Source organism: Salmonella sp. SAL04157, assembly GCF_046551635.1.
GTDB lineage: Bacteria > Pseudomonadota > Gammaproteobacteria > Enterobacterales > Enterobacteriaceae > Salmonella > Salmonella enterica.
In genome coordinates this window covers 61,728-83,175 of the sequence record NZ_JBGDVS010000007.1, presented here as the reverse complement: position 1 = coordinate 83,175, position 21,448 = coordinate 61,728, and the positions used below count along the sequence as shown (strand labels likewise).

Annotated in this window: 21 protein-coding genes; all 21 read left to right on the top strand. The window is 52.2% G+C overall.

Going from position 1 to position 21,448, the window contains the following annotated elements; translation table 11 throughout:
• Window positions 1-206 precede the first annotated feature (206 nt).
• The 21 genes from dnaB-PI to ACLJRE_RS16120 all read left to right on the top strand — a co-directional run bounded on the left by dnaB-PI (window position 207) and on the right by ACLJRE_RS16120 (window position 21,431).
• On the top strand, window positions 207-1,571 hold the full coding sequence (gene dnaB-PI, locus ACLJRE_RS16220; protein WP_304988601.1) for an SPI-7-type island replicative DNA helicase: 1,365 nt from the start codon (window positions 207-209) through the stop codon (window positions 1,569-1,571).
• The gene (locus ACLJRE_RS16215; protein WP_222985089.1) at window positions 1,564-3,363 is read left to right on the top strand and encodes a ParB family protein; all 1,800 of its coding nucleotides are present in this window, start codon (window positions 1,564-1,566) and stop codon (window positions 3,361-3,363) included. Before dnaB-PI ends, ACLJRE_RS16215 begins: the two co-directional genes overlap by 8 nt.
• Window positions 3,338-3,580 carry a TraR/DksA C4-type zinc finger protein gene (locus tag ACLJRE_RS16210; protein WP_306415879.1) on the top strand — a complete coding sequence of 81 codons (243 nt, stop codon included), beginning with the start codon at window positions 3,338-3,340 and terminating at the stop codon, window positions 3,578-3,580. Before ACLJRE_RS16215 ends, ACLJRE_RS16210 begins: the two co-directional genes overlap by 26 nt.
• Window positions 3,577-3,837: a hypothetical protein gene (locus ACLJRE_RS16205; protein WP_000838568.1), complete on the top strand. Its 261-nt coding sequence runs from the start codon at window positions 3,577-3,579 to the stop codon at window positions 3,835-3,837. The genes ACLJRE_RS16210 and ACLJRE_RS16205 overlap by 4 nt, the downstream gene beginning before the upstream one ends.
• On the top strand, window positions 3,824-4,546 hold the full coding sequence (locus ACLJRE_RS16200; protein WP_071953609.1) for a DUF2786 domain-containing protein: 723 nt from the start codon (window positions 3,824-3,826) through the stop codon (window positions 4,544-4,546). The genes ACLJRE_RS16205 and ACLJRE_RS16200 overlap by 14 nt, the downstream gene beginning before the upstream one ends.
• Window positions 4,547-4,630: 84 nt before the next feature.
• Entirely contained in the window at window positions 4,631-5,188 is a 558-nt protein-coding gene (locus ACLJRE_RS16195) for a DUF2857 domain-containing protein (protein ID WP_000144322.1), read from the top strand.
• Window positions 5,188-5,436, top strand: coding sequence for a hypothetical protein (locus ACLJRE_RS16190; protein WP_000377626.1), 249 nt, complete (start codon window positions 5,188-5,190; stop codon window positions 5,434-5,436). The genes ACLJRE_RS16195 and ACLJRE_RS16190 overlap by 1 nt, the downstream gene beginning before the upstream one ends.
• A 29-nt stretch (window positions 5,437-5,465) precedes the next feature.
• Entirely contained in the window at window positions 5,466-6,776 is a 1,311-nt protein-coding gene (locus tag ACLJRE_RS16185) for an STY4528 family pathogenicity island replication protein (RefSeq protein WP_410957462.1), read from the top strand.
• Window positions 6,777-7,365: 589 nt separating this feature from the next.
• A complete protein-coding gene (locus ACLJRE_RS16180; RefSeq protein ID WP_078008812.1) occupies window positions 7,366-8,214 on the top strand; it encodes a PFL_4669 family integrating conjugative element protein in 849 nt (282 codons plus the stop codon).
• Between the two features lie 38 nt (window positions 8,215-8,252).
• On the top strand, window positions 8,253-10,247 hold the full coding sequence (topB, locus tag ACLJRE_RS16175; protein WP_222985088.1) for a DNA topoisomerase III: 1,995 nt from the start codon (window positions 8,253-8,255) through the stop codon (window positions 10,245-10,247).
• A gap of 667 nt (window positions 10,248-10,914) precedes the next feature.
• On the top strand, window positions 10,915-11,364 hold the full coding sequence (locus ACLJRE_RS16170) for an STY4534 family ICE replication protein (RefSeq protein ID WP_000032520.1): 450 nt from the start codon (window positions 10,915-10,917) through the stop codon (window positions 11,362-11,364).
• A gap of 80 nt (window positions 11,365-11,444) precedes the next feature.
• On the top strand, window positions 11,445-11,663 hold the full coding sequence (locus tag ACLJRE_RS16165; protein ID WP_000958171.1) for a hypothetical protein: 219 nt from the start codon (window positions 11,445-11,447) through the stop codon (window positions 11,661-11,663).
• 12 nt (window positions 11,664-11,675) lie between these two features.
• The gene (locus tag ACLJRE_RS16160; RefSeq protein ID WP_000157067.1) at window positions 11,676-12,212 is read left to right on the top strand and encodes a single-stranded DNA-binding protein; all 537 of its coding nucleotides are present in this window, start codon (window positions 11,676-11,678) and stop codon (window positions 12,210-12,212) included.
• A gap of 65 nt (window positions 12,213-12,277) precedes the next feature.
• Entirely contained in the window at window positions 12,278-13,216 is a 939-nt protein-coding gene (locus tag ACLJRE_RS16155) for an Rpn family recombination-promoting nuclease/putative transposase (RefSeq protein ID WP_071953607.1), read from the top strand.
• Between the two features lie 164 nt (window positions 13,217-13,380).
• Window positions 13,381-14,634: a type IV pilin component protein pilL gene (gene pilL / locus ACLJRE_RS16150; protein WP_222985087.1), complete on the top strand. Its 1,254-nt coding sequence runs from the start codon at window positions 13,381-13,383 to the stop codon at window positions 14,632-14,634.
• A gap of 2 nt (window positions 14,635-14,636) precedes the next feature.
• Window positions 14,637-15,074 carry a type IV pilus biogenesis protein PilM gene (gene pilM / locus ACLJRE_RS16145; RefSeq protein ID WP_023226735.1) on the top strand — a complete coding sequence of 146 codons (438 nt, stop codon included), beginning with the start codon at window positions 14,637-14,639 and terminating at the stop codon, window positions 15,072-15,074.
• A 14-nt stretch (window positions 15,075-15,088) separates the two neighbouring features.
• Entirely contained in the window at window positions 15,089-16,768 is a 1,680-nt protein-coding gene (locus ACLJRE_RS16140) for a PilN family type IVB pilus formation outer membrane protein (RefSeq protein ID WP_071953696.1), read from the top strand.
• A 1-nt stretch (window position 16,769) separates the two neighbouring features.
• Window positions 16,770-18,056 carry a type 4b pilus protein PilO2 gene (gene pilO2, locus ACLJRE_RS16135; RefSeq protein WP_222985086.1) on the top strand — a complete coding sequence of 429 codons (1,287 nt, stop codon included), beginning with the start codon at window positions 16,770-16,772 and terminating at the stop codon, window positions 18,054-18,056.
• A complete protein-coding gene (gene pilP / locus ACLJRE_RS16130) occupies window positions 18,037-18,624 on the top strand; it encodes a type IV pilus biogenesis protein PilP (RefSeq protein WP_057520001.1) in 588 nt (195 codons plus the stop codon). The genes pilO2 and pilP overlap by 20 nt, the downstream gene beginning before the upstream one ends.
• Window positions 18,625-18,633: 9 nt before the next feature.
• Window positions 18,634-20,349 carry a GspE/PulE family protein gene (locus tag ACLJRE_RS16125; RefSeq protein WP_071953604.1) on the top strand — a complete coding sequence of 572 codons (1,716 nt, stop codon included), beginning with the start codon at window positions 18,634-18,636 and terminating at the stop codon, window positions 20,347-20,349.
• Window positions 20,346-21,431 carry a type II secretion system F family protein gene (locus tag ACLJRE_RS16120; RefSeq protein ID WP_071953603.1) on the top strand — a complete coding sequence of 362 codons (1,086 nt, stop codon included), beginning with the start codon at window positions 20,346-20,348 and terminating at the stop codon, window positions 21,429-21,431. Before ACLJRE_RS16125 ends, ACLJRE_RS16120 begins: the two co-directional genes overlap by 4 nt.
• Window positions 21,432-21,448 lie beyond the last annotated feature (17 nt).

The following is a 21,448-nucleotide window of genomic DNA, read 5'->3' as shown; positions in this document are numbered from 1 at the left end:
CTGATGAATGTGGTTTTACTGACGGAACGTTCTGACCGGTGTCGCCAAACATTGCGGTCAGAAAATGATCTGTCAGTAATCGGGATAATACGCCCGGCAGTGGTGAGTCCGACACCCTTTTACTTTGTGTTTTCAGTTCTTTACTTCTCAGGTGCCATCTGCTCTGTGGACACCTCCAAAAGTCTTTTAACGACCGGAGGTGAGATATGAGTCAGAAAGCTGTTTCTGCAGAATCCATGTTGTTTAACGTCGGTGCTGAAACTGGCGTTCTGGGTGGCCTGATGCTCGATAACGACCGCTGGGATGAAATTGCGCCGCTTCTGAATTCCGGTGATTTTTATTATGGCCAGCATCAACTCCTTTTCAGGGAGATCGAGCGTCTGGTCAGTGCCGGCCTGCCCATTGACCTGATTACCCTGTCCGAATCCATGGAGCGAAAAGATCTGCTGGAGCGGTGCGGGGGGTTCGCTTATCTGGCTGAACTGTCAAAAAACACGCCCAGCGCCGCCAATATCGTTGCTTATGCCGAAATTGTGCGCGAGTACAGTCGTAAGCGACGACTGGTTAAGCTGGGGCATGAGCTACATCAACTGGCCTCAGTCGGCGATGCGGATATACCCGGTCTGATTGAAAAGGCCGAAAAGCAGTTATTTAGTCTGGCTCAGCAGGCCTGTGACCCCGACATTTGTCTGAGCGTAACGACTCAGGTCGCTGACACGGTCAACTGGCTGGAATCGGTCAGTGGGGGAAGTGGTGTGACCGGTACAGCGACAGGTTTTGCTGAACTGGATGAGAAAACCTGTGGCTGGCAGGACGGTGACCTGATTTTACTGGGTGCCCGGCCATCAATGGGGAAAACAGCAGAAGCGCTGAAACATGCCGTTGCTGCGCTGGAAGGCAGTCCCGGCAAGACCGTTCAGTTCTACAGCATAGAGATGCCAACCCAGCAGCTGATAATGCGTCTGCTTTCAATGCTGGCCAGAGTGCCCTTCGATAACCTGCGCAAAGGTCTGCTGAGCGAAGGACAGTGGAGTTTACTTGCGGATGCCGTAGCGAAACTGACCTCTTGGGAAGGACGTTTGCTGATAGACGATACCAGTTATCAGACGCCTTCCACGTTACGTATCAGTGCGCGGCGTAATGTGCGTAAATACGGTCAGCCCTCACTCATTCTTGTCGATTATCTACAGTTGATGAGTTGTCCAGGACGCGAGAACCGCACTCAGGAAATTCAGGAGATTTCCCGCTCGCTCAAGTCACTGGCCAAAGAGATAAGGTGTCCTGTGGCAGCTTTATCCCAGCTCAATCGCAGCGTTGAACAGCGCCAGGATAAACGTCCGATGGTCAGTGACCTTCGGGATTCCGGCTCACTGGAGCAGGATGCGGATGTCATCATGTTCCTGTACCGCGATGAAGTTTATAACGAACACTCCCCGGACAGGGGCATAGCTGAAATCATTCTGGGCAAGCAACGTCAGGGACCGCTGGGCACTGTCAAAGTTCGCTTTGAGGGGGAGTATATGCGCTTCTCGGAGTATCACCTTGGTTATGGGGAGGTGAGCTATGGCTAAAGCACCATTGTTAAATCTTAATAATGCGCTGCTACAGGGGGCGAAGGAATCATCTGCAGCTACAACCGCTGCTGTTGCGATTATGCCGACCAGTGAAATGCCGATGGTGCTGACGCTCGATGAGGTAGCTCCTAACCCGGACAATCCTCGCACAACACGCAATCCTAAGTACGATGAAATCAAGGAATCCATCCGAGCCCGTGGTCTGGATACGGTTCCTAAAGTGACGAAAAACCCGGATATCCCCGGCTCTCCTTATATTTTCAGCGATGGTGGTAACACCCGCTACGCCATTCTGCGAGAGCTGTTTGCTGAAACACAGGATGAACGCTTTTACCGCTTTCACGCACTGTTCAAGCCATGGCCTGGCAGGCTTGAGTGTCTGGTAGGGCATCTGGCCGAGAATGATGTACGGGGGGATCTAACCTTTATCGACAAAGCGTTGGGAATAAAAAAAGCCCGCGCCATTCACGAAGAAACTCTTGGGCGAACGGTAACTCTGCGAGAGCTGGCGGACCTGCTGGGACAGCAGGGGTACCCCATTCACTATTCAATGATCAGCCGTATGGAACATACGGTGGAGTATCTTTATCCCTTTATGCCGGAGTTGCTGATTTCTGGGTTAGGTAAGCCCCAGATAGTTAATTTATTAAATCTGCGATCTGATGCTTTAAAAATTTGGCAGCAATATTCGGTGATGACTGAGACTGATAGTGATTTTAATGAGGTGTTCGGTCGTGTCTGTTCTCAGTTTGACGATCCGGAGGTGTATTCCTTCGAAATGTTCAGAGATGAATTTATCGGTATGTTGGTGAATGTTTTACCACACCCTTCTCTTAACTATGATCGGTGGCTACTTGAGCTGGATCCTAAGGCACGTAACCAGAGAAAGTTATTTGGTGAGCCAGAACCTGTGGCATCTCATCTGGTGGATGCAGATCGCCAGACATGGCAGAGCACTGCATCATTGCCGGGTACTGCAAACGATGAGAATCAACAAGGCGGTTCCTCTTTAAAACCGAAGCTGAATAATGCCCCTGTCTTACCTAAACAACCAGATCCAGATAATGACGATGGGGATAACGATTATGTGGCCGGCGAATGGTTCGGTTCTTGTGGATCACCTCGTTTACCTAAAACTGAAGTCCAGAACGATTTCCTCGGGGGACCCTCAGTTTTAACCGGTGATGTTAATCCTGATGGGTACCACTTTATTCCCGACGCCGGAAATATCGCTGTCAGTGCATCAGCTTTCGCTGGCGCTCAGGTGGGATTGACTGCGGATACTCCTTCTGACGCCGTTAGTATTGCCAGCGAGATGCCTGGTCTCTCACTTTTACCCACAGAACCAGCACTTTCCTCAGTTGAGTTTGCCAACGTAGGGCTCGAGCCTGTTACTGATATCTGGGCCATTCCGGCTCTGCAGGATGATATCGAACATCTGCAGGACATGGCTTACCGGCTTGCTTATGAACTTGCAGAGGCGATGGGCTGTGAGGTTCATGTCAGTGAAGATAAAAATGCCAGTGCGGCCGGGTTCTCTGTTTCAGAACACGGCGGAGAATTTGCTCTTTTTCTGGCAGGGCTTTCCGGTCACGTGCCTAATAAACAATTCAACATGTTTATGTTCTGTCTCAACTTCTTTGGCTCCCAATCAGCGGGAGATACGCCTGTTTTTGACGATGTGCATGTAGTGAAGAGTCTGCGCCTTATTCGTGTTATTCGCCGTCTGCGCGAGTTGCAGAGAAATATGGCGGCTGAACAAAATGACGGGAGGGGGCATGAGCATTGATGTTGATGATGCGATGGCTCAGAACGAATCGCAGGTAAACATTGACAGCCGGTTTGCTGAAATCCGGGCTGCTCTTCGGATTCAGGGACATGTATCACGACGACATTGTCGGGACTGTGGTGATGAAATCCCTGACTCACGCCGTGAGTCCATCCCCGGGGTAAGCCTGTGCATGCACTGTGAGGAATGGCGAGAATCAGGAGATAAAAAATCATGAAGAGTCTGAAAAAGCCCCGTTCACATTACCAGTGGGTCGGTGCCACGGTTGTTACTACACAGGAGTTGAGCAGTGGACTGGCGGTTATTCCTGTCGGAAGTCGAGGTGTAGTGAATGCAGCAAAGCGCGGGCTGTCGGTAATATTTGATGCCTGCCCGTGTTGCGGTGTTCAGCTAAGGCTGACCCGTATTCGTCCTGAGATGCTTGATATTGTGGCATATCCGGAAATTGAGGAGGTGACTCGTGTCGGCGAATGAAAAAGTTCTTTCACGTATCAAGAAGCTAATGGTACTGGCCGAAAAAACAGGTAATCCCTATGAGGCATCAGTGGCTTTACGGCAGGCCCAGGCATTGATGATGAAATATGATGTAACCCCGGCGAGCGTGGTACCGGGAGAAATAACAAGTGAGACCTGCAGGAATATCCCCAGTAATGCTCTTTCGGTACCGGGTTGGCTGAATGCTCTGGTTACAGTGGTTTGCATGACCGCGGGCTGTCGCAGCTATTACGGCTGGTATCAGCACAGTGATCATAAGAAGCGTCGCAGCGTAACATTTTACGGGCTTGGTGAGCGTCCGGCGGTGGCGGGTTATCTGTTTGGCGTTGTCTCCCGTCAGTTGAAGCGTGATGCCGAACATTATCTCCATACCGCGTGCGCACATCCGTTACTGAAACTTTCCACTGTCCGTCGCCGTATGGATGAATACCGCTTGTACTGGGTGGCCGGAGTATGGACGGTTCTGGAGTCATTTGAACCTGAAACATCAGAAAAAGTTCTACTCGACCGCTGGTTAACACAACAGCAGCGCAATTTGACCCCTGCGAAAGTACGGCAGCCGGAAGGGTGTCGTAACGCCAAAAAAGTGAGGCAGGCTGCATGGACAGCTGGAAGACAGGCTGAGATTTATCCGGCTATGGACTATCGCAGTGAGGAACATTCGCTTCAGGAGGTATCCAATGGTTAACGTTCTGGCGTTTTTTCACGCTCCAGGGGCCTGTAATCAATTAATTGTCTTGGATAATGAAAGTGTTCACGTTCAGGAGGCGATATGACTTTTTCACTTGCACAGGGTGCCAACAGTCTTTTGTTTAATCTGGTTATGGAACTGAGAGGTGGAAACATTCGGCGATGTGAGGCGCTGGGGTTGAAACCTGAAGAAATGCGTCTCCTCAGAAGCCTGACGATGGAAGAACTGCACTATCTGTCAGGCAGCCCTGTTTCTGTTTTAAATGTAGCAATACATCATGAAAATCTAAAACGAATGCTGGACCAGGCCAATCGAGAGCAAAAGCGTAGCGAACGAATTGATCGTGCTATTGCTCTTGGTGCATCAATAGAGATGATGGGGATCTTCTTTGGTCTGAATGCTTCAGATGTCAGTTCGAAACGGCGGCTAGAGGGGATCCAGACACGTCAGGGACGTTGTCAGTCACCTGATGAGGAGTGTGAAGCGAAGATATGGCGTCTCTGGCATGAGGCCAATATCAGCGATATAGAAAGTCTTAACTCTCTTGAAACGATGATGCTTATTGCGGAAGAGGCCGATGTCAGTCTCACTGTGATCTGGGGATTAATCAAAAACTGGTGTACGGGGGAGGTAGCCTGATGGATTCACTGGCACCCTCCTTTCAGTTTTACCGTACTGACCCGAGAAATGTGAGTAAAGCTGTCACGTCAAAGGCGCGTACACTGCTTTCCCTGTACCAGCAGGGAAAGCGAGTCTACAGCCAGATAGGACAGACAGGATATCTCAAGATTGATCTGGGATTACGCTGGCGTCTGCTGAGTAAGGATGCAGGTAAAAGCTGGTTAATTATGTCTCACCAGACCTATAACCGGGAACTGAAACGATGAGAGACGCATCGATAACAACAGAAAGAACGATGCAAACACCGGCTCAGGTGATGGAAGAACCCGGTACATCCGTTCACCGTTTGCCTGCAGATGATATCATTGACTACACCTTGTCGAAGATGCAGGCACGGCTTGACGGTACGCCGGGTTCGTCGGGGCAGGAGCGTAACGGACTGCTGTTTACAGGTAATATTCACGACGCCTACCCGCGGGCGCTAATCCTGGATATGCGCCTTTCTCCTCTGGATAAAATGTGCTGGATAATGATACGGCAGTATGCCCTGCAGAACGACGGTGCCATCTTCCCCTCTTATGATGAACTTCAGAAACTGCTTTCTTCCCCCGGTTCCGGACAGGCGTCACGCGATACGGTGAGCCGTGCGCTGACCATGCTTCGACTAACGGGCTGGTTGAGTTTGTGCAAGCGGGTGCGTGATAACGGGGGGCGGGTACGGGGAAATATTTACGCCCAGCATGATGAGCCAGTCAGTGCGAAGGATGCAGAGATGTTTGACCCGGGATGGCTGGATATGGTGGGTAAAGCCTGCCAGCACAAATACAGAGAGGTCAGCGACACGGCCTTTCATGTACTGAACGGGATACTTGATGATCCGATGATGCGTCACAGGCATTCGCGGATGACGGAAATTGCGGAACGTCTGACCCGCCCGTCAAAGGTGGGTGATGTTGCCCGCACTCATCAAAATCCGGGTACCGGACTCAGTCTGAATAGCATAAAAAATGAGCATAAATCACTTAGTCCGGTAAACAGACCCAGTAGTGAGAGGGGGGAGAAATCACCGAGTCCGGATAGCAGACTCATCCTGAAATCAGACAGTTACGACAGAGTCCGGCAACCGGACTGCAATAACGTACGTTCTTTTACACAAAGTGTGATTAAAAAAACGTACGTATCTCCCCAGAGCGGCAAAAATGCGGTTGCCGGAATACCCGAGGGGTTCGTGTGGCCTGATGGTCTGCAGTCCATCCTGCCGGAAAGTGAACAACCCATGCTGGCTCAACAGTTGAATCAGCTTGCACAGAAATCACCAGTTCAGGCTGAACAGATCGCCCTCAGCGTGGTGAATGGCTGGCACCAGAAACGTATCAGCAATCCGGTGGGCTACTTGCTGACTACACTCAGGCAAGCGAGGGCAGGACTGTATCGTCTGGAACCTGCTGTCACTCAGCCTGTTAAGAGCAGATCTGTCGTGCCAGCTGAGCCATCCGCTGCCGGGAAAATCCCGACATGCTCAGCTGAAGCTGATGTCCCTGCAGGTCAGGAAGTCGTGAAGGCGATGGTGGAGCAAATTCGTCAGAGAATGAACTCCTCTCAATGACTGGTTAAAAAAATATACTTTGCTGCCAGTGGCAGTATGGTACAAAAAATGACCGGAGACTGTATTTGGGTCTGCCAGAAAGTGTGGTGGTTAAAAAATGAGCTTTGTTGCCAGTGGCAACACGGTATAAAAAATGACCAGAGACTATATTTGGGTCTGCCAGAAAGTGTATTGGTTAAAAAATGAGCTTTGTTGCCAGTGGCAACACGGTATAAAAAATGACCAGAGACTGTATTTAGGTCTGCCAGAAAGTGTGTTGGTTAAAAAATGAGCTTTGTTGTCAGTGGCAATGCGGTATAAAAAATGACCAGAGACTGTATTTAGGTCTGCCAGAAAGTGTATTGGTTAAAAAATGAGCTTTGCTGCCAGTGGCAACATGGTATAAAAAATAACCTGTGAGTGTATTTGGGTCTGCCAGAAGGCTTGTTGGTTAAAAAGCGAGCTTTACTGCCCGAGGCTGCATGGTACAAAACGACCACTTATTGTAAACCTAATCTTTGGATTAAGAATTTTGCATTGTGACTTCTGGCTTACCTGACTAATTATCGCCCTCACTAAATACGTTTTATTCGATGGTGAGGGTTTGGTGATGAGTGAGAACGAACAGGTATCAGTGTCCAGAAAAGCGGGTGCTTTACGTTCGGCGCTGAACATAGCGTTGAATACTGATTATGCAATAAATTTGTGGCAGGGGCGTCCTCCGGAAGAAGAGGGGGAAAAGGAGGGGAAGAAAAAAGAGCGTCGTCAGAGTCTTATTTTCAGTATGCCAGCCTTCATTCAAAAAGCAGGTCGTATTAATGCCGATTCATTTAATGACAATCCGTATGCTGATCAGAAGATGCTTGAGCTTGAGACACTTTTGCAGTCCGCTTCGATCAAGATGAATGAAGAGCTTGTTGCACTCAAGAAGTCAATGTCAATGCTACCCCCTCAGGCGACTATTTCTGAAGTCAACTGTACTTCTCCTTTAAATATTGGAGTTTTCAGTCGTACACCTCTGGGTTATCGATGTGTATGGCTTCTGGTTGGCTTTGACCAACTGGCAATGCAGGCTTTTCAGGCTGCGCATTATGGTTTTATCTCCCGGCAAGAGCTACACCGTAGCCTTCGACGGGGAGGGCATCTAATCCGTCAGATCTATGGTGCCGCTCAGAAATATCGATTTTTTCAGGTGAACCGCCGCGATTTTGCATTACAGAATGCTCAGTACCATGAGGCAATCAGGAACGGTGGCGAAATTGACGAAGCTGTTCTGTTGGGGCAAAAACGTTCCTCTTTTTCACCCCCAGTCAGTAAGGAGAGTATTGAACTTCTACTGGCGGCAAATGCAAAAGCAGACAAAGCAGATACTGTGCAATCCCTGGAAGAACCGTCAGAAGAGCAGATTGTGGCTGACCCTTCTTTATTTGTCGCTGATTCGAAACGCATCGATGGTTAAGCCCGCAGAAAGGCGGGTTTACTGAAAGGAGTATCATCATGCGTCTGGTGTTGTGTGAAAAACCTTCTCAGGGCAAAGATATTGCGAAGTTTCTTGGCGCCACTCAAAGAGGCGAAGGATTCCTGAGTGGTCCGGGAGTTACAGTCACCTGGGCTCGAGGCCATCTGCTGGAGACAGCTGAACCGGAAGTATATGGCGAACAGTATGGTAAGCCATGGCGCACCGATGTGCTTCCTTTATTACCACAGCAGTGGAAACTGGTAGTCAAAGCGGATGCAAAAGCCCAATTCGCGGTAATTAACCGTCTGCTTAAGCAGGTAGATGAGGTGGTAATTGCCACGGATGCTGACCGGGAAGGTGAAGTAATTGCCCGTGAGTTGCTGGATTACTGCAAGTTTCAGGGGCGTGTATTCCGGTTGTGGATGTCAGCTCTGGATGATGCCAGTATCCGGTCAGCGTTAGCTGATTTGTGGCCGTCTTCCCGAACTGAATCGCTTTATTATGCTGGCGTGGGCAGGAGCAGGGCTGACTGGCTGATCGGTATGAATCTGACTCGCCTGTTTACACTCCTGGGGCGTGAAGCGGGTATCGGTAACGTTCTTTCAGTTGGCCGGGTACAAACGCCAACGCTTGCGATAGTGGTAAAGCGTGATCGTGAAATTGATAACTTCGTGTCGAAACCGTACTTCGAAGTTATTGCCACGATGGCCGTGAATGGCGTGTTGTTTCCATCCAAATGGGTACCGGCTGCACAGTATTGCGATGAAGAGAAGCGTTGTATCCAGTCGGGTGTAGCGGCACAGGTGGTTCAGTTGTGTCGGCAAACGCCAACGGCTGCGATAATCAATTGCCAGACAGAGAGGAAAAAACAATCAGCGCCGCTGGCTTTCAGTCTGAGCACACTACAACAGGCCTGCTCCCGACACTGGGGGATGCCAGCCCAGACGGTACTTGATATCGCCCAGAAGTTATATGAAACCCACAAACTGACGACCTATCCCAGAACTGACTGTGGTTATCTGCCGTTATCGATGCGAGAAGAAATCCCACAGGTACTGTCTGCTGTGGTCGGAACTGATCCGGCGCTACAGCCGGTAGTCGCGAGTCTGGACACTCAGTTTGTGTCACGTATCTGGAATGATAAAAAAATAACCGCTCATCACGGTATCATCCCGACAAAACATACTGGTGATCTGAGCAAACTCAGTGATGCTGAGCGCAATGTCTATCAGCTGGTCAGGTTGCACTACCTGGCCCAGTTCCTGCCCGAGATGGAAATTGATGTGACTGAGGCCACATTTAATATTGGCGGTCAGCTTTTCCGTACCCGTGGTAACGTTTTGGTGAAACCCGGCTGGAAATCTCTGTTTGGCAAAATGTCCGAAGATGATGAGGACAATACTGGTGAAACCACACTGCCCGCCATGCAGGCGGGCCAGGTCTGCCAGGTGCAGGGCGCTGAGCAGAAGGTACTGCAGACAAAACCGCCTGCACCGTACAACGATGGAACTCTTATTGCCGCGATGACCAATGCGGCGGCGTTCGTTACTGACGCCGCGCTGAAAAAGGTGCTCAAAGAGAATGCGGGGATAGGAACTGAAGCAACACGGGCCGGGATAATCGACACGCTGTTGAAGCGTGGGTTTCTGGTGCGTGAGAAAAAGACGCTTAAGTCAACACCTCTTGGACGTAACCTGGTGGATGTGTTGCCAGGAACGTTAACGAATCCAGGACTTACGGCACTGTGGGAACAGATGCTGGATGAGGTAGCTGCAGGCAGGGTGAGCCTGGATGACTTTATGGCAAAGCAAAGTCAGTGGGTCAGTCAGCTGGTCGCTCAGGGGAGAGCACAGCCACTGACTATGCAGGCGCCACCTTCACCCCCCTGTCCTGTATGTGGCGGCAAGACGTTGCAGCGCAATGGAAAGAGTGGCTTGTTCTGGGGCTGCCTGAAATATCCGGAGTGCAAAGGTATCGTGAACAATAGTAACAAGTGCCCCAGAGGACGCAGACGAAAACCTTCGCCAGCCTAGAAGACTAACGGGTTGTTTTCTCTCGCTGAATTCTGGTAGCCTTATATCGCTTTGATAAGAGCAGCACCCATGGCTGTGGAACGGTTCGAAAGCTTTGCATGCCTTTCGCAACTCCAGTCAGGAGAACGATCTTTACTCGAAGGATCCGTCCTCAAAGCGCAATCACTCCGTGAAAACCGCGCTGAGCCATTGACCGGCTTCGGAGATTTGATTTTACCTCATGTTCAGGTGCAACAGTTTGGTTGAGAAATGGCCTTCGCGTTAGCGAGGGCCATTTTTTTATGGCGAGACAAAAAACATTTAACGGGTTGACAGGGTTAACTAATGTTCTAAAAATGGTCGCGCATCTTATGTCGCTTAGCGACCACCAATGTTCCAGTGATCTGAGAGGAGCGCCTTCGGGTGATCACAACACCAATGTTCCGGCAATCTGAGAGGGACGCCTTCGGGTGATTGCACACCAATGTCACCGCAGCCTGAGAGGTGACGCCTTCGGGTGGTACAGCCCTTTAATCTTTGGAAACGGCTGTCGCAGCATTTTGCGATGAAGATACTTTAAACTTATTGATCATCAGCGTTTAGCCAGCGTTGATATCCCTGCGGGAATTCATCATCCCGCCAGGGTAGATGTTTTCTCCGCAACGATTTCATTCCATGGAGAAACATCATGTCTAAAGAAACTAACTACTTTAATCTGAATATCAACGGTCTGGGCTATATCACGAATGTACGTCAGGTTGTCAACGGTAACAGTAAGTTTACCTGTTGTACGCTGAATGCCCTTAGTGGTCCGACAGATAATGCAGACTACACCCGCTTTGATGTCACAGTCGCAGGCAAAGACGCAACGAGTTTAATTAACCGCTGCCAGAAGTCCTGCGATGAGGACAAAAAAGTAATGATCGGTTTTGTTCTCAGTGGGATCAAATCCGATATTTTTACCCTAGCAAAAGGTGATCATGCCGGTGAAAACCGTGTCAGCCTGAAGACTCGCCTCATCCGGGTTGACTGGATAAAAATTGACGGTGCAATTGCCTATAAGGCAGAAAAACCGGATTCCACTCCTCCGGCCCAGAGCCAGCCCGCGCAGAAGCAGTACGCGGAAGATTCGTTCTGAGTTCTCCTTAACCCTTCCTGATGGAAACACACTTTCCGTCAGGAAGGTGTGTTCCTGACTTAATGTAAAAGGAACAATCAATGTTAACTTCACCATCATCTTCTACTGGTTTACTGGCAGCAAAATTTGCCGGGTTATCCTTACCTTTACAGGTCCTTCGCAGTGGTGCCGGATATTACATCGGCACGCAAAATGAAGAAGGGCCGGTATCCCGTGAATCTGTTGAGTACTTTTCCACTCAGTCTCAGGCAGAACATGCGCTCAAACAGGGCACATGGTCACAGCGTGAACAGGCTTAAGGAGAGATACTCATGGCTTCTAAAGGTGTAAACAAAGTTATTCTGGTGGGAAATCTGGGACAGGATCCTGAGGTGCGTTATATGCCAAATGGCGGTGCCGTGGTAAACCTCAGTCTGGCAACCTCAGATACCTGGACAGATAAACAGACCGGTGACAAAAAAGAGCGCACTGAATGGCACAGGGTGGTTCTTTACGGCAAGCTGGCCGAAATTGCCAGTGAGTATCTGCGTAAGGGCTCCCAGGTATACATCGAAGGTGCATTACGCACCCGCAAATGGACAGATCAGTCTGGCGTTGAAAAGTACACTACAGAAGTGGTCGTCAGCCAGTCAGGTACGATGCAGATGTTGGGCGGACGAAATAGTGCGGGAAGTGGGCAGCAACAGGGCGGCTGGGGTCAGCCTCAGCAACCAGCAGCGCCTTCTCACAGCGGGATGCCACCTCAACAGCATCCTGCAAATGAGCCGCCAATGGACTTCGACGATGATATCCCGTTCGCGCCGTTCGGGCACAGTGTGGCCAGACATGCGCTTTATGTGCTGTCCTGAAGATTGTCGCTGAATAATGCCTTCCTGTGGAAGGCATTATGTTTTGAACATATGAAGGATACGGAATGGATAACGAAAAGGGCCATAACCGGCCCGGGCACGATGGCCTGTTTAAGCTTTTTCTGCGTGAGCCGGACACTGCGAGGGATTTCCTGGCAGTTCATCTTCCCGCAGATATCCGCGCGCAGGTTCGTCTCGATACGCTGAAGCTTGAAGCGGGTAGTTTTGTGGATCAGAAGCTTCGCGAACTGCACTCGGATGTACTGTATTCGGTGGAAACCGCAGAAGGTCACGCCGGGTACATATACTGTCTTGTGGAACACCAGTCGACCGCAGACCGGATGATGGCCTGGCGGATGATGCGTTACTCGATGGCAGTGATGGATGCCCACCTGAAAAAGGGTAACGGGACACTGCCGGTGGTGGTTCCGTTGCTGTTTTATCAGGGAACGGTGCGGCCTTACCCATACAGTACAGACTGGATGGACTGTTTCGATGTACCGGCGCTGGCGCGGGAGGTTTACTCCCGGCCGTGGCCCCTGGTGGATGTCAGCGTCATGGAGGACTGCGACCTGCAGTCTCACCGACGCATGGCATTACTGGAGCTGGTTCAGCGGGATATCCGGCATCGCGACGCTGCATCGCTGCTGCGTGATGTTGTACAGCTGATTCGACTAGCCGGAAATACCCAGGAGCAGGTGGAAGCCGTCCTGTGTTATATTATCTACAATGGCATGACAAGCGAGAGTATCACGCCGTTTTTATACGAACTGGCCGGTGAGATCCCGGAGTATAAGGAGTTGATCATGGGCACAATTGCACAGCAACTGAAAGAAGAAGGTATCCAGCAGGGTATTCAGCAGGAGCGTCAGGCCAGCCTTGAGCGTGAGCAGAAGACGTTACTGGAAACTGCGTATGCCTTGCTTGACAATGGTGTCAGCCTGGAAGTGGTGATTAAATCCACAGGTCTGAGCCGCGAGACGTTGGAACAACCGCGTCATTAACATCGAGGGTTATCGACCTTCTCTACATTGAGTAAATTCATGTATGCAGAACGCCAGCAATGATGCTGGCGTTTTTTTTCATTTTTGCATAAAGAGTTGTTTATTGAGCGCTAAGCCAAATCTCCGCACGATTGCCGTAATTACGGTCATCCACGGGATTTTTCATGAACACACAAGCGCTTTTCTGCCTGAGCCTGCCGCTGGTGATTGCCGGGTGTACACAGCAGACCTCCACCCAAACCGCTCGCGACAGCGCATTTGCACAGAGTCAGCAGCCTTCCGTCTTCTCTGATATTTACCAGCGATCACCGGAGGTGACTCGCAGCGGGCGTTACACGCTGGTCAGTATTAAAAGTGAGGATGCGCAGCGGGAACCGCTCAACCAGCTCATCGATATTACTATGCCTGGGCAACTGGTTAACTCAGTCGGTGACGGATTTCGCTACCTGCTGTTTCAGTCTGGTTATTCCCTGTGCGGACATTATGGTGCTGACTTTTCTGAGCTACTTAACCGGCCATTGCCGGCCGTTCAGCGCAAAATTGGGCCGATGCGACTCAGTGAGGCACTGCAGGTCGTCGCCGGTCCTGCCTGGCGAATGTCCGTGGATGAAGTCAACCGGGAGGTCTGTTTCGTATTGCGTGATGCGTATCTGGTACAGGCTAAAACTAAAGCGCTGACATCTGTCGCACCTGCCGTGGCCGGCGCCGCAAGAGCCGGCGTTTATTCCTCCCCGGAAACAACACGCAATCCTTATACCGGCGTTCTGCCGGGGAAAAAAGCTGAACCCGTGATCGCCGGCCAGCTCCTGGCGGCAAAGAAAGGTACTGAACTGAAACCGGTCAGTCAGTCACTTCCTGTCCCTGCCCTGAGACCTGGTGGGGCACCGGTAACGTCAGGAATGTCTTCTGTCCCCCCCGTGAAACCAGTCTCTTCTCCGGCTCCGCGCAATCCGTTCACAGGAAAAAACCTGACCGGGACCACCCTGTCGGCGTCTCATTCACCGGCGCCTGTGGGAGAGAAGCCTCAGGTCAAAACACCGTCTCCTTCAACCGTTAAGGCTGTAAATCCGGCGACGGCTACGGTACTGGCCACGGCAACAAAACCGTTAACCGGCACGCCTGTAGCTGCGGTGGCCAGTGGCCCTGAGTGGAAGGCGGTTGTTGGCAGCACACTCAAAGAGTCCCTGACTGACTGGGCCGGAAGAGCTGACTGTCCGGGGGGAGGACACTGGGTGGTTATCTGGCAGACCCCTACGGATTACCGCATTGACGCACCGCTGGTATTTAAAGGCAACTTTGAGACGGCGCTGGTTCAGGTGTTTGACCTTTATAAGAAAGCTGACAAGCCCTTATTTGCTGAAGCTTCCCGCCTGCAGTGCCTGGTTTCAGTTGCGGATAAACCGGCTGACCGGTCGTAGCTATGGGCTGGTTCATTGTCGCTCTGGGCACAGTATTTCTGCTTGTCGTCGGACATGTCCAGACCACTCAGCGAAGCGAGGTTGTCAAAGCGCAACAGTCGGGGAGTTCGTATCTGTTGGCCCGGCAGATGTTATTGCTGGCCGCGGGCATTAATGACTGGCGCTACCGACATACCCTGACGGACGGAACGGTCGCCTTGTCAGAACTGGCCCTGCCGGTGGCTCCTGACAGCCGTATCCGACATGTCATTGTGGCTAACCGGCTGTGGGTCTGGATGCCTGAGGTCCCGGGTCTGGTGGATGCTTTGCGTGAACAATCAGGTGGTTCGGCATTAACTGGCACGGTGACGCAGGGGCAACTGGTCTGGTTATCCGGTGTGGCTTCCGGGTTGCCTTTACCAGCAGGTATTCAAAACGGGGATGTGGTCTACCTCAATTAGGAAAATCTTTAATGATAAGAAAATATTACAAAGTCAGGCTCCGTGTTGCAGCTACAGCCATCGCCGCCGCACTTTCGCTGTCGGCCTGTACTTTTCAGGAAATGGACAGGATGTCGCGCAGTGCGCAAGCCAGCGGTGATATTGCCCGCGGTCATGTCAGTGAGCAGATGCGATCCTCACAGGGAGCGCTGGTCTGGACGGATAAACCCTGGGTCAATCTCAAACCCGTCCCGACAGTGTCACGGGGTATCCCTCAGGAAAACTTCCCTGACTGTCAGATAACGCTGGCACGGGACGGACTGACCCTGCCGGAAGTTGGAGAGCGAATCACTGCGCTTTGCGGCGTCAGGGTAATTTTTTCACCCGATGCGCTGGCAGCAGGTCAGTCGTCCGGTACCACGCGGGCACTTAATGGTCCATTACCGGTACCGGATAACAATGGAAGAATTCCGTTGGATCAACTGGGCGGCGCTGTTGATTCGGCACGCGCGACTGCCACACCAGTGGTGCTGAGTGGCCTGCGCTGGCAGGGCAAACTGTCCGGCCTGCTGGACATGATTTCGGCCAGGACAGGCCTCACCCCGCGTATGGATAACGGGGCAATTCTGTTTTCACTCCTGGAGACGCGTACTTTCCAGTTCACATTTCTGAATACCAATATTACCAGTAATGCCAGTGTTACCTCGGGTTCAACAAGCAGTATGGGAACCAGTGGTGGCAGTACAAACAGTTCGGTGTCAGGGGATTCAAGCTCTTCGCAGCAGACGACGGTCGACCAGAGCCGTAATGTCTATGACGATATGAAAAAGACGCTGGAAACCATGGTGACTCCGCAAAAGGGACGTTTCTGGCTGTCGGCCAGTACCGGCACTCTGACGGTAACGGATACCTCTTCTGTACTCAACAGTATCGCGGCGTATGTTGAGCAGCAGAACCGTCAGATGAACCGCCAGGTCAGGCTCAACGTTCAGGTACTGAGTGTCAGTACTTCACGTAAGGAGCAACTGGGACTGGACTGGAATATCGTTTACAAGTCCCTGCGCTCAGCCGGTGCTTCACTCAATAATGTAAGCGGTGATATCACCAACGCCACGTCGGCGTCGGTATCTATTCTGGATTCAGCAACCGGAAGTGCGGCTAAATTTGCCGGCTCCAGTCTGCTGATTAAAGCTCTGTCAGAGCAGGGCGATGTCAGTGTGGTCACCTCGCAGGGTAGCGTGACCACGAACCTTACACCTGTACCTATTCAGATGGCCGACCAGACGGTCTACGTGGCACAGAGTTCAACTACTACCACAACCGATGTGGGTGCAACCACATCCCTGACGCCGGGTATGATGACTACCGGCTTCAACATGACGTTACTGCCACTGATTCAGGATGGTGGTGACGTGCAACTGCAGGTGGCATTCAACCTGTCTGATCCACCGACTATTCGTAACTTTACGTCCAAAGACGGCAACTCGTACATCGAGATGCCGTACACGAAACTCCGCTCGCTCAGTCAGAAAACTAACCTTCGCGCAGGGCAGGCACTGGTGCTGACAGGTTTTGATCAGAGTAATACCCGGATGACCAAAAATGGCACCTTTACCCCGGGTAATTTCCTGCTGGGTGGAGGCCGGGACGGCGATGATTCTCGCAGTACGCTGGTCATTATTATCACCCCGGAGCTGATGGGGAACGGTGGCTGATATGGCAGATATTCCGTTATCCGGCAAACCCCGTACGCAGGTTTTGCGCTGGCAGCGCCAGAACTGGGTAGTGGGGCTTCGCTGGGAAGAAAAGCAAAAGTCGGTACGTCGAGCCCCTGTACAACGTCGGGGTGTTCTGAACGTTGTGTTGACGGTGAAGGAGGGCAAGAGCCGGTTGACCGCGTTGGGGCAAATTGAGGCCGGCTGGCGTCACCAGAAGCTGTATTCCCTGGCGGCGCTGTTCAGCCAGCAGTGTACGCCCAATGGCTATGGTGTGTACCAGCTTGATGATGGCAGGCAGGTCTTTCTGGCCACGGTGAAGGGGATGCCATCTCCGATGGCAGATGTGATCGGAACGCCAGATCAAATTATCCGGGCGAGAGAGCTCTTTCTGTCCTTCAACCCTGCTCCTGAGGACGGATGGACGATACCTTCATCACCGGAATTCCCCCAGTCCTGGGACACTCTGGTCGATCAGGTATCTTCGGCACAGCTCCGGTTTGCCAGAGTGGCGGGCTTGTCTAATCCTTTGCGGGCATACGGTGCGGGAGTGCTGTCAGTGACTGCCCTGCTTGGTGGTGCAGTCTGGTGGAGCAGGTTACCCGAACCTCCGGTCGTGCCTGTCGTGCAGGAGTTACCGCCACCGGTGCAGGATGTGTTTAAAAAAGCACCTGAACCTGTTTACCTTCCCCATCCCTGGGCAGATATGCCTGTGGCCAGACACTTTTTGAGCCGCTGTCAGCGCTGGCGTGCCGCAGTTCCTGTAAGTCTTGACCGTTGGCGTCTTGAACGGATTCGTTGCAGTGCTGAAGGGCTGGAGACGGTGTATCAGCGGCAACCCGGTGGGACGGCGGCACGCTTTGCTGAGCGGGTGAAGCAGGTATTTAAGCGTACACCAGTATTCAACCTTGTTTCAGGTGGCAACGAAGGTGTGGTGTTTATTCCATGGGCGAAATTCACATTACAGGATGAGCCTGCGCCGGATGCGGGGACCCAGTTGATGCAGGCGGTGTCGTGGTTTCAGTCACGCCAGGTCAGTTTTTCTCTGTCCGAAGTGAAAACTCCTCCCGCGATGCCCGGTGATGGCATCGGCAACGATGCGCCCCAGCCTATACAGGACTGGCATGAATACACGTTCAGTATCACTGATAAACACATGCCTGAGTGGATTTTACAGGGACTCGATATGCAGGGGGTACGGCTGAGTTCTGTGGGCTACACCCTGAGTCCTCAGGGACAGTTTACTTATCAGATTGAGGGGCATCTTTATGCTTATGCCAAAAAATAGTGTTTTCATCAGTGGTGTTCTCCTGATGGCGTTCAGCGCAGGGGTATTTTCGCAGCCCACACCCGCAATTCCTCCTTCCGCAGAGGTGATTTCTGCAATGTCTGCCAGTGAACCCGCTACGGAAGCAGAGGCATCGATGTCCTCTGCAGACTTATCAGAGACAGTCCCCATTTTCCCCGGTAACAGCGTGACGGCCGGACAGCTGGAGGCGCTGCAGGGGAAAAACCTGCTCCTGGAGGCAAAGGTTCAGGCAGCCCGGCTGCTAAAAGAGCTGACTTCGGCACAAACTCCGGGGGATGTTGGCAATGTGCCCTCGGCCAGTCCGTTCGTTATGGGAATGCCGGCAGACATGAATGCGACTCCTGTTCACACCCCCCCTGCAACTGGCCGAATTACGGTTCTGGAAGTGAGTGGCCGTGGTAACGCCCTGCAGGCCACGCTGTCATTTCCGGATGGCCGACAAAGTCAGGTACACACAGGCAGCCTGGTGCCAGGAACATCGCTGAAGGTTAAGGCAATAACTCTCTCATCCGTCACGCTCAGCGACGGTCAGCAACTGACGTTTTAGGGACGAATTATGTCTGAACACAACGATGCGGTTCTGCTTTACCACAACCCGGACACCACGATCCTCGAGCTGCTGGTTGACAGCCAGCGGCGTACCGACGTGGCGGTGCAGCAGAAGGTGATGTCTGTGATGGAGGAAAACCCCGGTGTCACAATGAGGCTGGTCACCCGTTCAGAGTTGCTCAGGTACAGTGAAATGGCTCGCCAGCAGTCAGAGAAGGGAGAAAAAGGACTGCGCCTTGAGGACATCAAAAAAGAGGTCAGCAGCCGTCAGGGCGATGTTCTCAACTATTTTATGGTCGCGAAAGATATCGGCGCGTCTGATATTCACGGTACTACCCGGCCAGGACTGACGCGCATCGAGATGCGTGTGCACGGTGAACTGGAGACCGTTTCGGAACTGGCTGAAGAAGACGGAAAAGCACAGGCGGCCACCATCATTCTTTCCATGTGTGATGTGACCGAACCACAGTTCTACGCCGGCCGAAAACAGGATGGTCGTGTGGCTGCAAAGTTTCTGCGAAAGGTGGGGTTATTTGGCGCTCGTTACAGCCACACCCCGACAGCAGATGGCCTTCACTTTGTGATGCGCGTGATCCCGGATGATGGTGATGTGGTTCCCACGCTCGAAAAACTCGGTTTTCTGCCGGAACAAATCCGCCTGATAAAGCGCACTTTGCGCCTGCCGGAAGGGATGATTATTTTGTCCGGCCCGACCGGAGCCGGGAAATCCACCACCCTGCGTGCCTGCAGCGACCTCTATCTGAAGCGTACCCGGTATAAAAAGCGCCTGCTGACGGTTGAAGATCCGCCGGAGGGACGCATCGTGGGGGCAATACAGACTCCTATTATCTGTGACAAAGCCGATGAGGCTGAAGTCAGGCTGGCCTGGCAGCGGGCGCTGACCTCAGCGTTACGTCTCGATCCGGATGCCATTTTACCTGGTGAACTTCGTGACCTTATCTCCATTCTGGCCGGGATTTTTGCCGCCCAGACCGGCCATCTGGTGCTGAGTACCCTGCATTCAAACTCGGCCTTTTCCATCCCTGAGCGAATGATAACGATGGGTGCAAATGCCGGACTGGTAGCAGATGCCCAGTTGTTGGTCGGGCTTATCAGCCAGCGTCTGGTTCAGGTGCTGTGTCCCGAGTGCCGTATTCCCTGGTCGGTTAAAAAAGAACATCTCACCACCGAAGAACGTGAATATCTGGAAAAGTACTGTTCAGTGGAGGGGGTTTGTCAGCCCGAAAATCTTCATTTCAGAAATGAGGAGGGGTGCCCGACTTGCCGGAAGGCGGTCATTATCGGTGGCAAACAGGTGGCAACAGTCGGTAAGGGAGTGGCCGGACGCAGTGTGGTGGCGGAGGTGGTTCGCACGGATTCCACGCTTTTCAGGCTGTTATTACAGCAGGGTAAGGAAGCTGCAAAAGCTTACTGGATCCGTGAAATGGGGGGGATTACCCGTCGTATTCATCTACTTCACAAACTGAACGAGGGGATGGTTGACCCGCTGGATGCCGATTTGATTATCCCTCTTGATGAGGATGAGGTGATGCAGGTGGTAAGTGATCAGGTTACATCATCGACTGACATTGATACGTCGCTGATTGAACGCCTTGCCATGGTAATTGCAGCCAGCGTCAGAGAGGGACTGAAGCAGGGCGTTGAGGAAGCCATTAAAGAAGGTGTTGCTGCCGGGATGGCTGCGCTGAAGGAGGTTGCATGAGTCCTTTATACCGTCTTCGCCGGGCGCTGGCGCGACGTTTTTTTACGTCCGGATACCGTATGCGTTTTTACCGCATGCTGTCGTTGCAGATGAGAAATGGCGTGAAGTTGTTAGAGGCGCTGGAGCAAATCAGCAATATGTATACCGATTTTGGGCAGCGGACTCATGGTTTCGGTTTTCTGGTGGACGACTGCCGGGCGGCACTCACTGACAACAGCGGGGATAACTCCCTTGAGCATGCTCTTGCGAACTGGGTTCCGGCGGAGGAGGCGGCGCTCATCAGCGCGGGTATGTTCAGTGGTCGGTTACCTGAGGCGCTCGCAGAGGCGGAAATCCTCATTGACTGCCGGCGGCGTATCCGACAGGCGATTATGAGGATGGCCATTTATCCCCTGGGTTGCATTGCGATGCTCGGTGGCACGCTGGGTGTTATTCAGACGCAGCTTATTCCAACGCTGGCCGGGATGTCAGATCCGCAGACATGGACCGGAGTGCTGGGAAGCCTTAACGGCCTGCTGATTTTTTTTACTGAGCATGGCGTGGTGATGGGGGCCGGGCTGGCACTGTTGGTCGCATGGACCAGATGGTCCCTGTCGAACTGGATACGTCCGGACCGTCTGCGTCGTCTTGCGGACAGACATGTACCCTGGGCGGTTTACAGTGATATTCAGGGCGCGATTTTTCTCATCAATATGGGGGCTCTGCTGTGCGCCGGGGTCAGAACCCTGACTGCGCTGCAGGTTATCCACCGCTTTGCTTCTCCCTGGCTCGTTGTACGTCTGACCGCGGTGATGGAGGAAGTGGAGGAGGGGGCCTCTTTTGGTATGGCGCTGCGTGAATGTGGTTATGCCTTCCCCTCAAAAGAAGCCGTGAACTATCTCTCTATGGTCAGTGGGGACGGGGCCGCTCAGATGATTGCGCGCTTTGGGCAGGAATGGCTCGAGGAAACTGTGAAGCGAGTTAACCGACGAGGAATAGCCGTGATGCTGTTCTCAATGGTGATGTTATTTGCGCTTATTGGCGTTGTGGTCGTGGCGGTGATTGAGGTGACTTCGATGACCGAGAGTATGGGGCAGTACTGATGTTAAGCAATTCAATG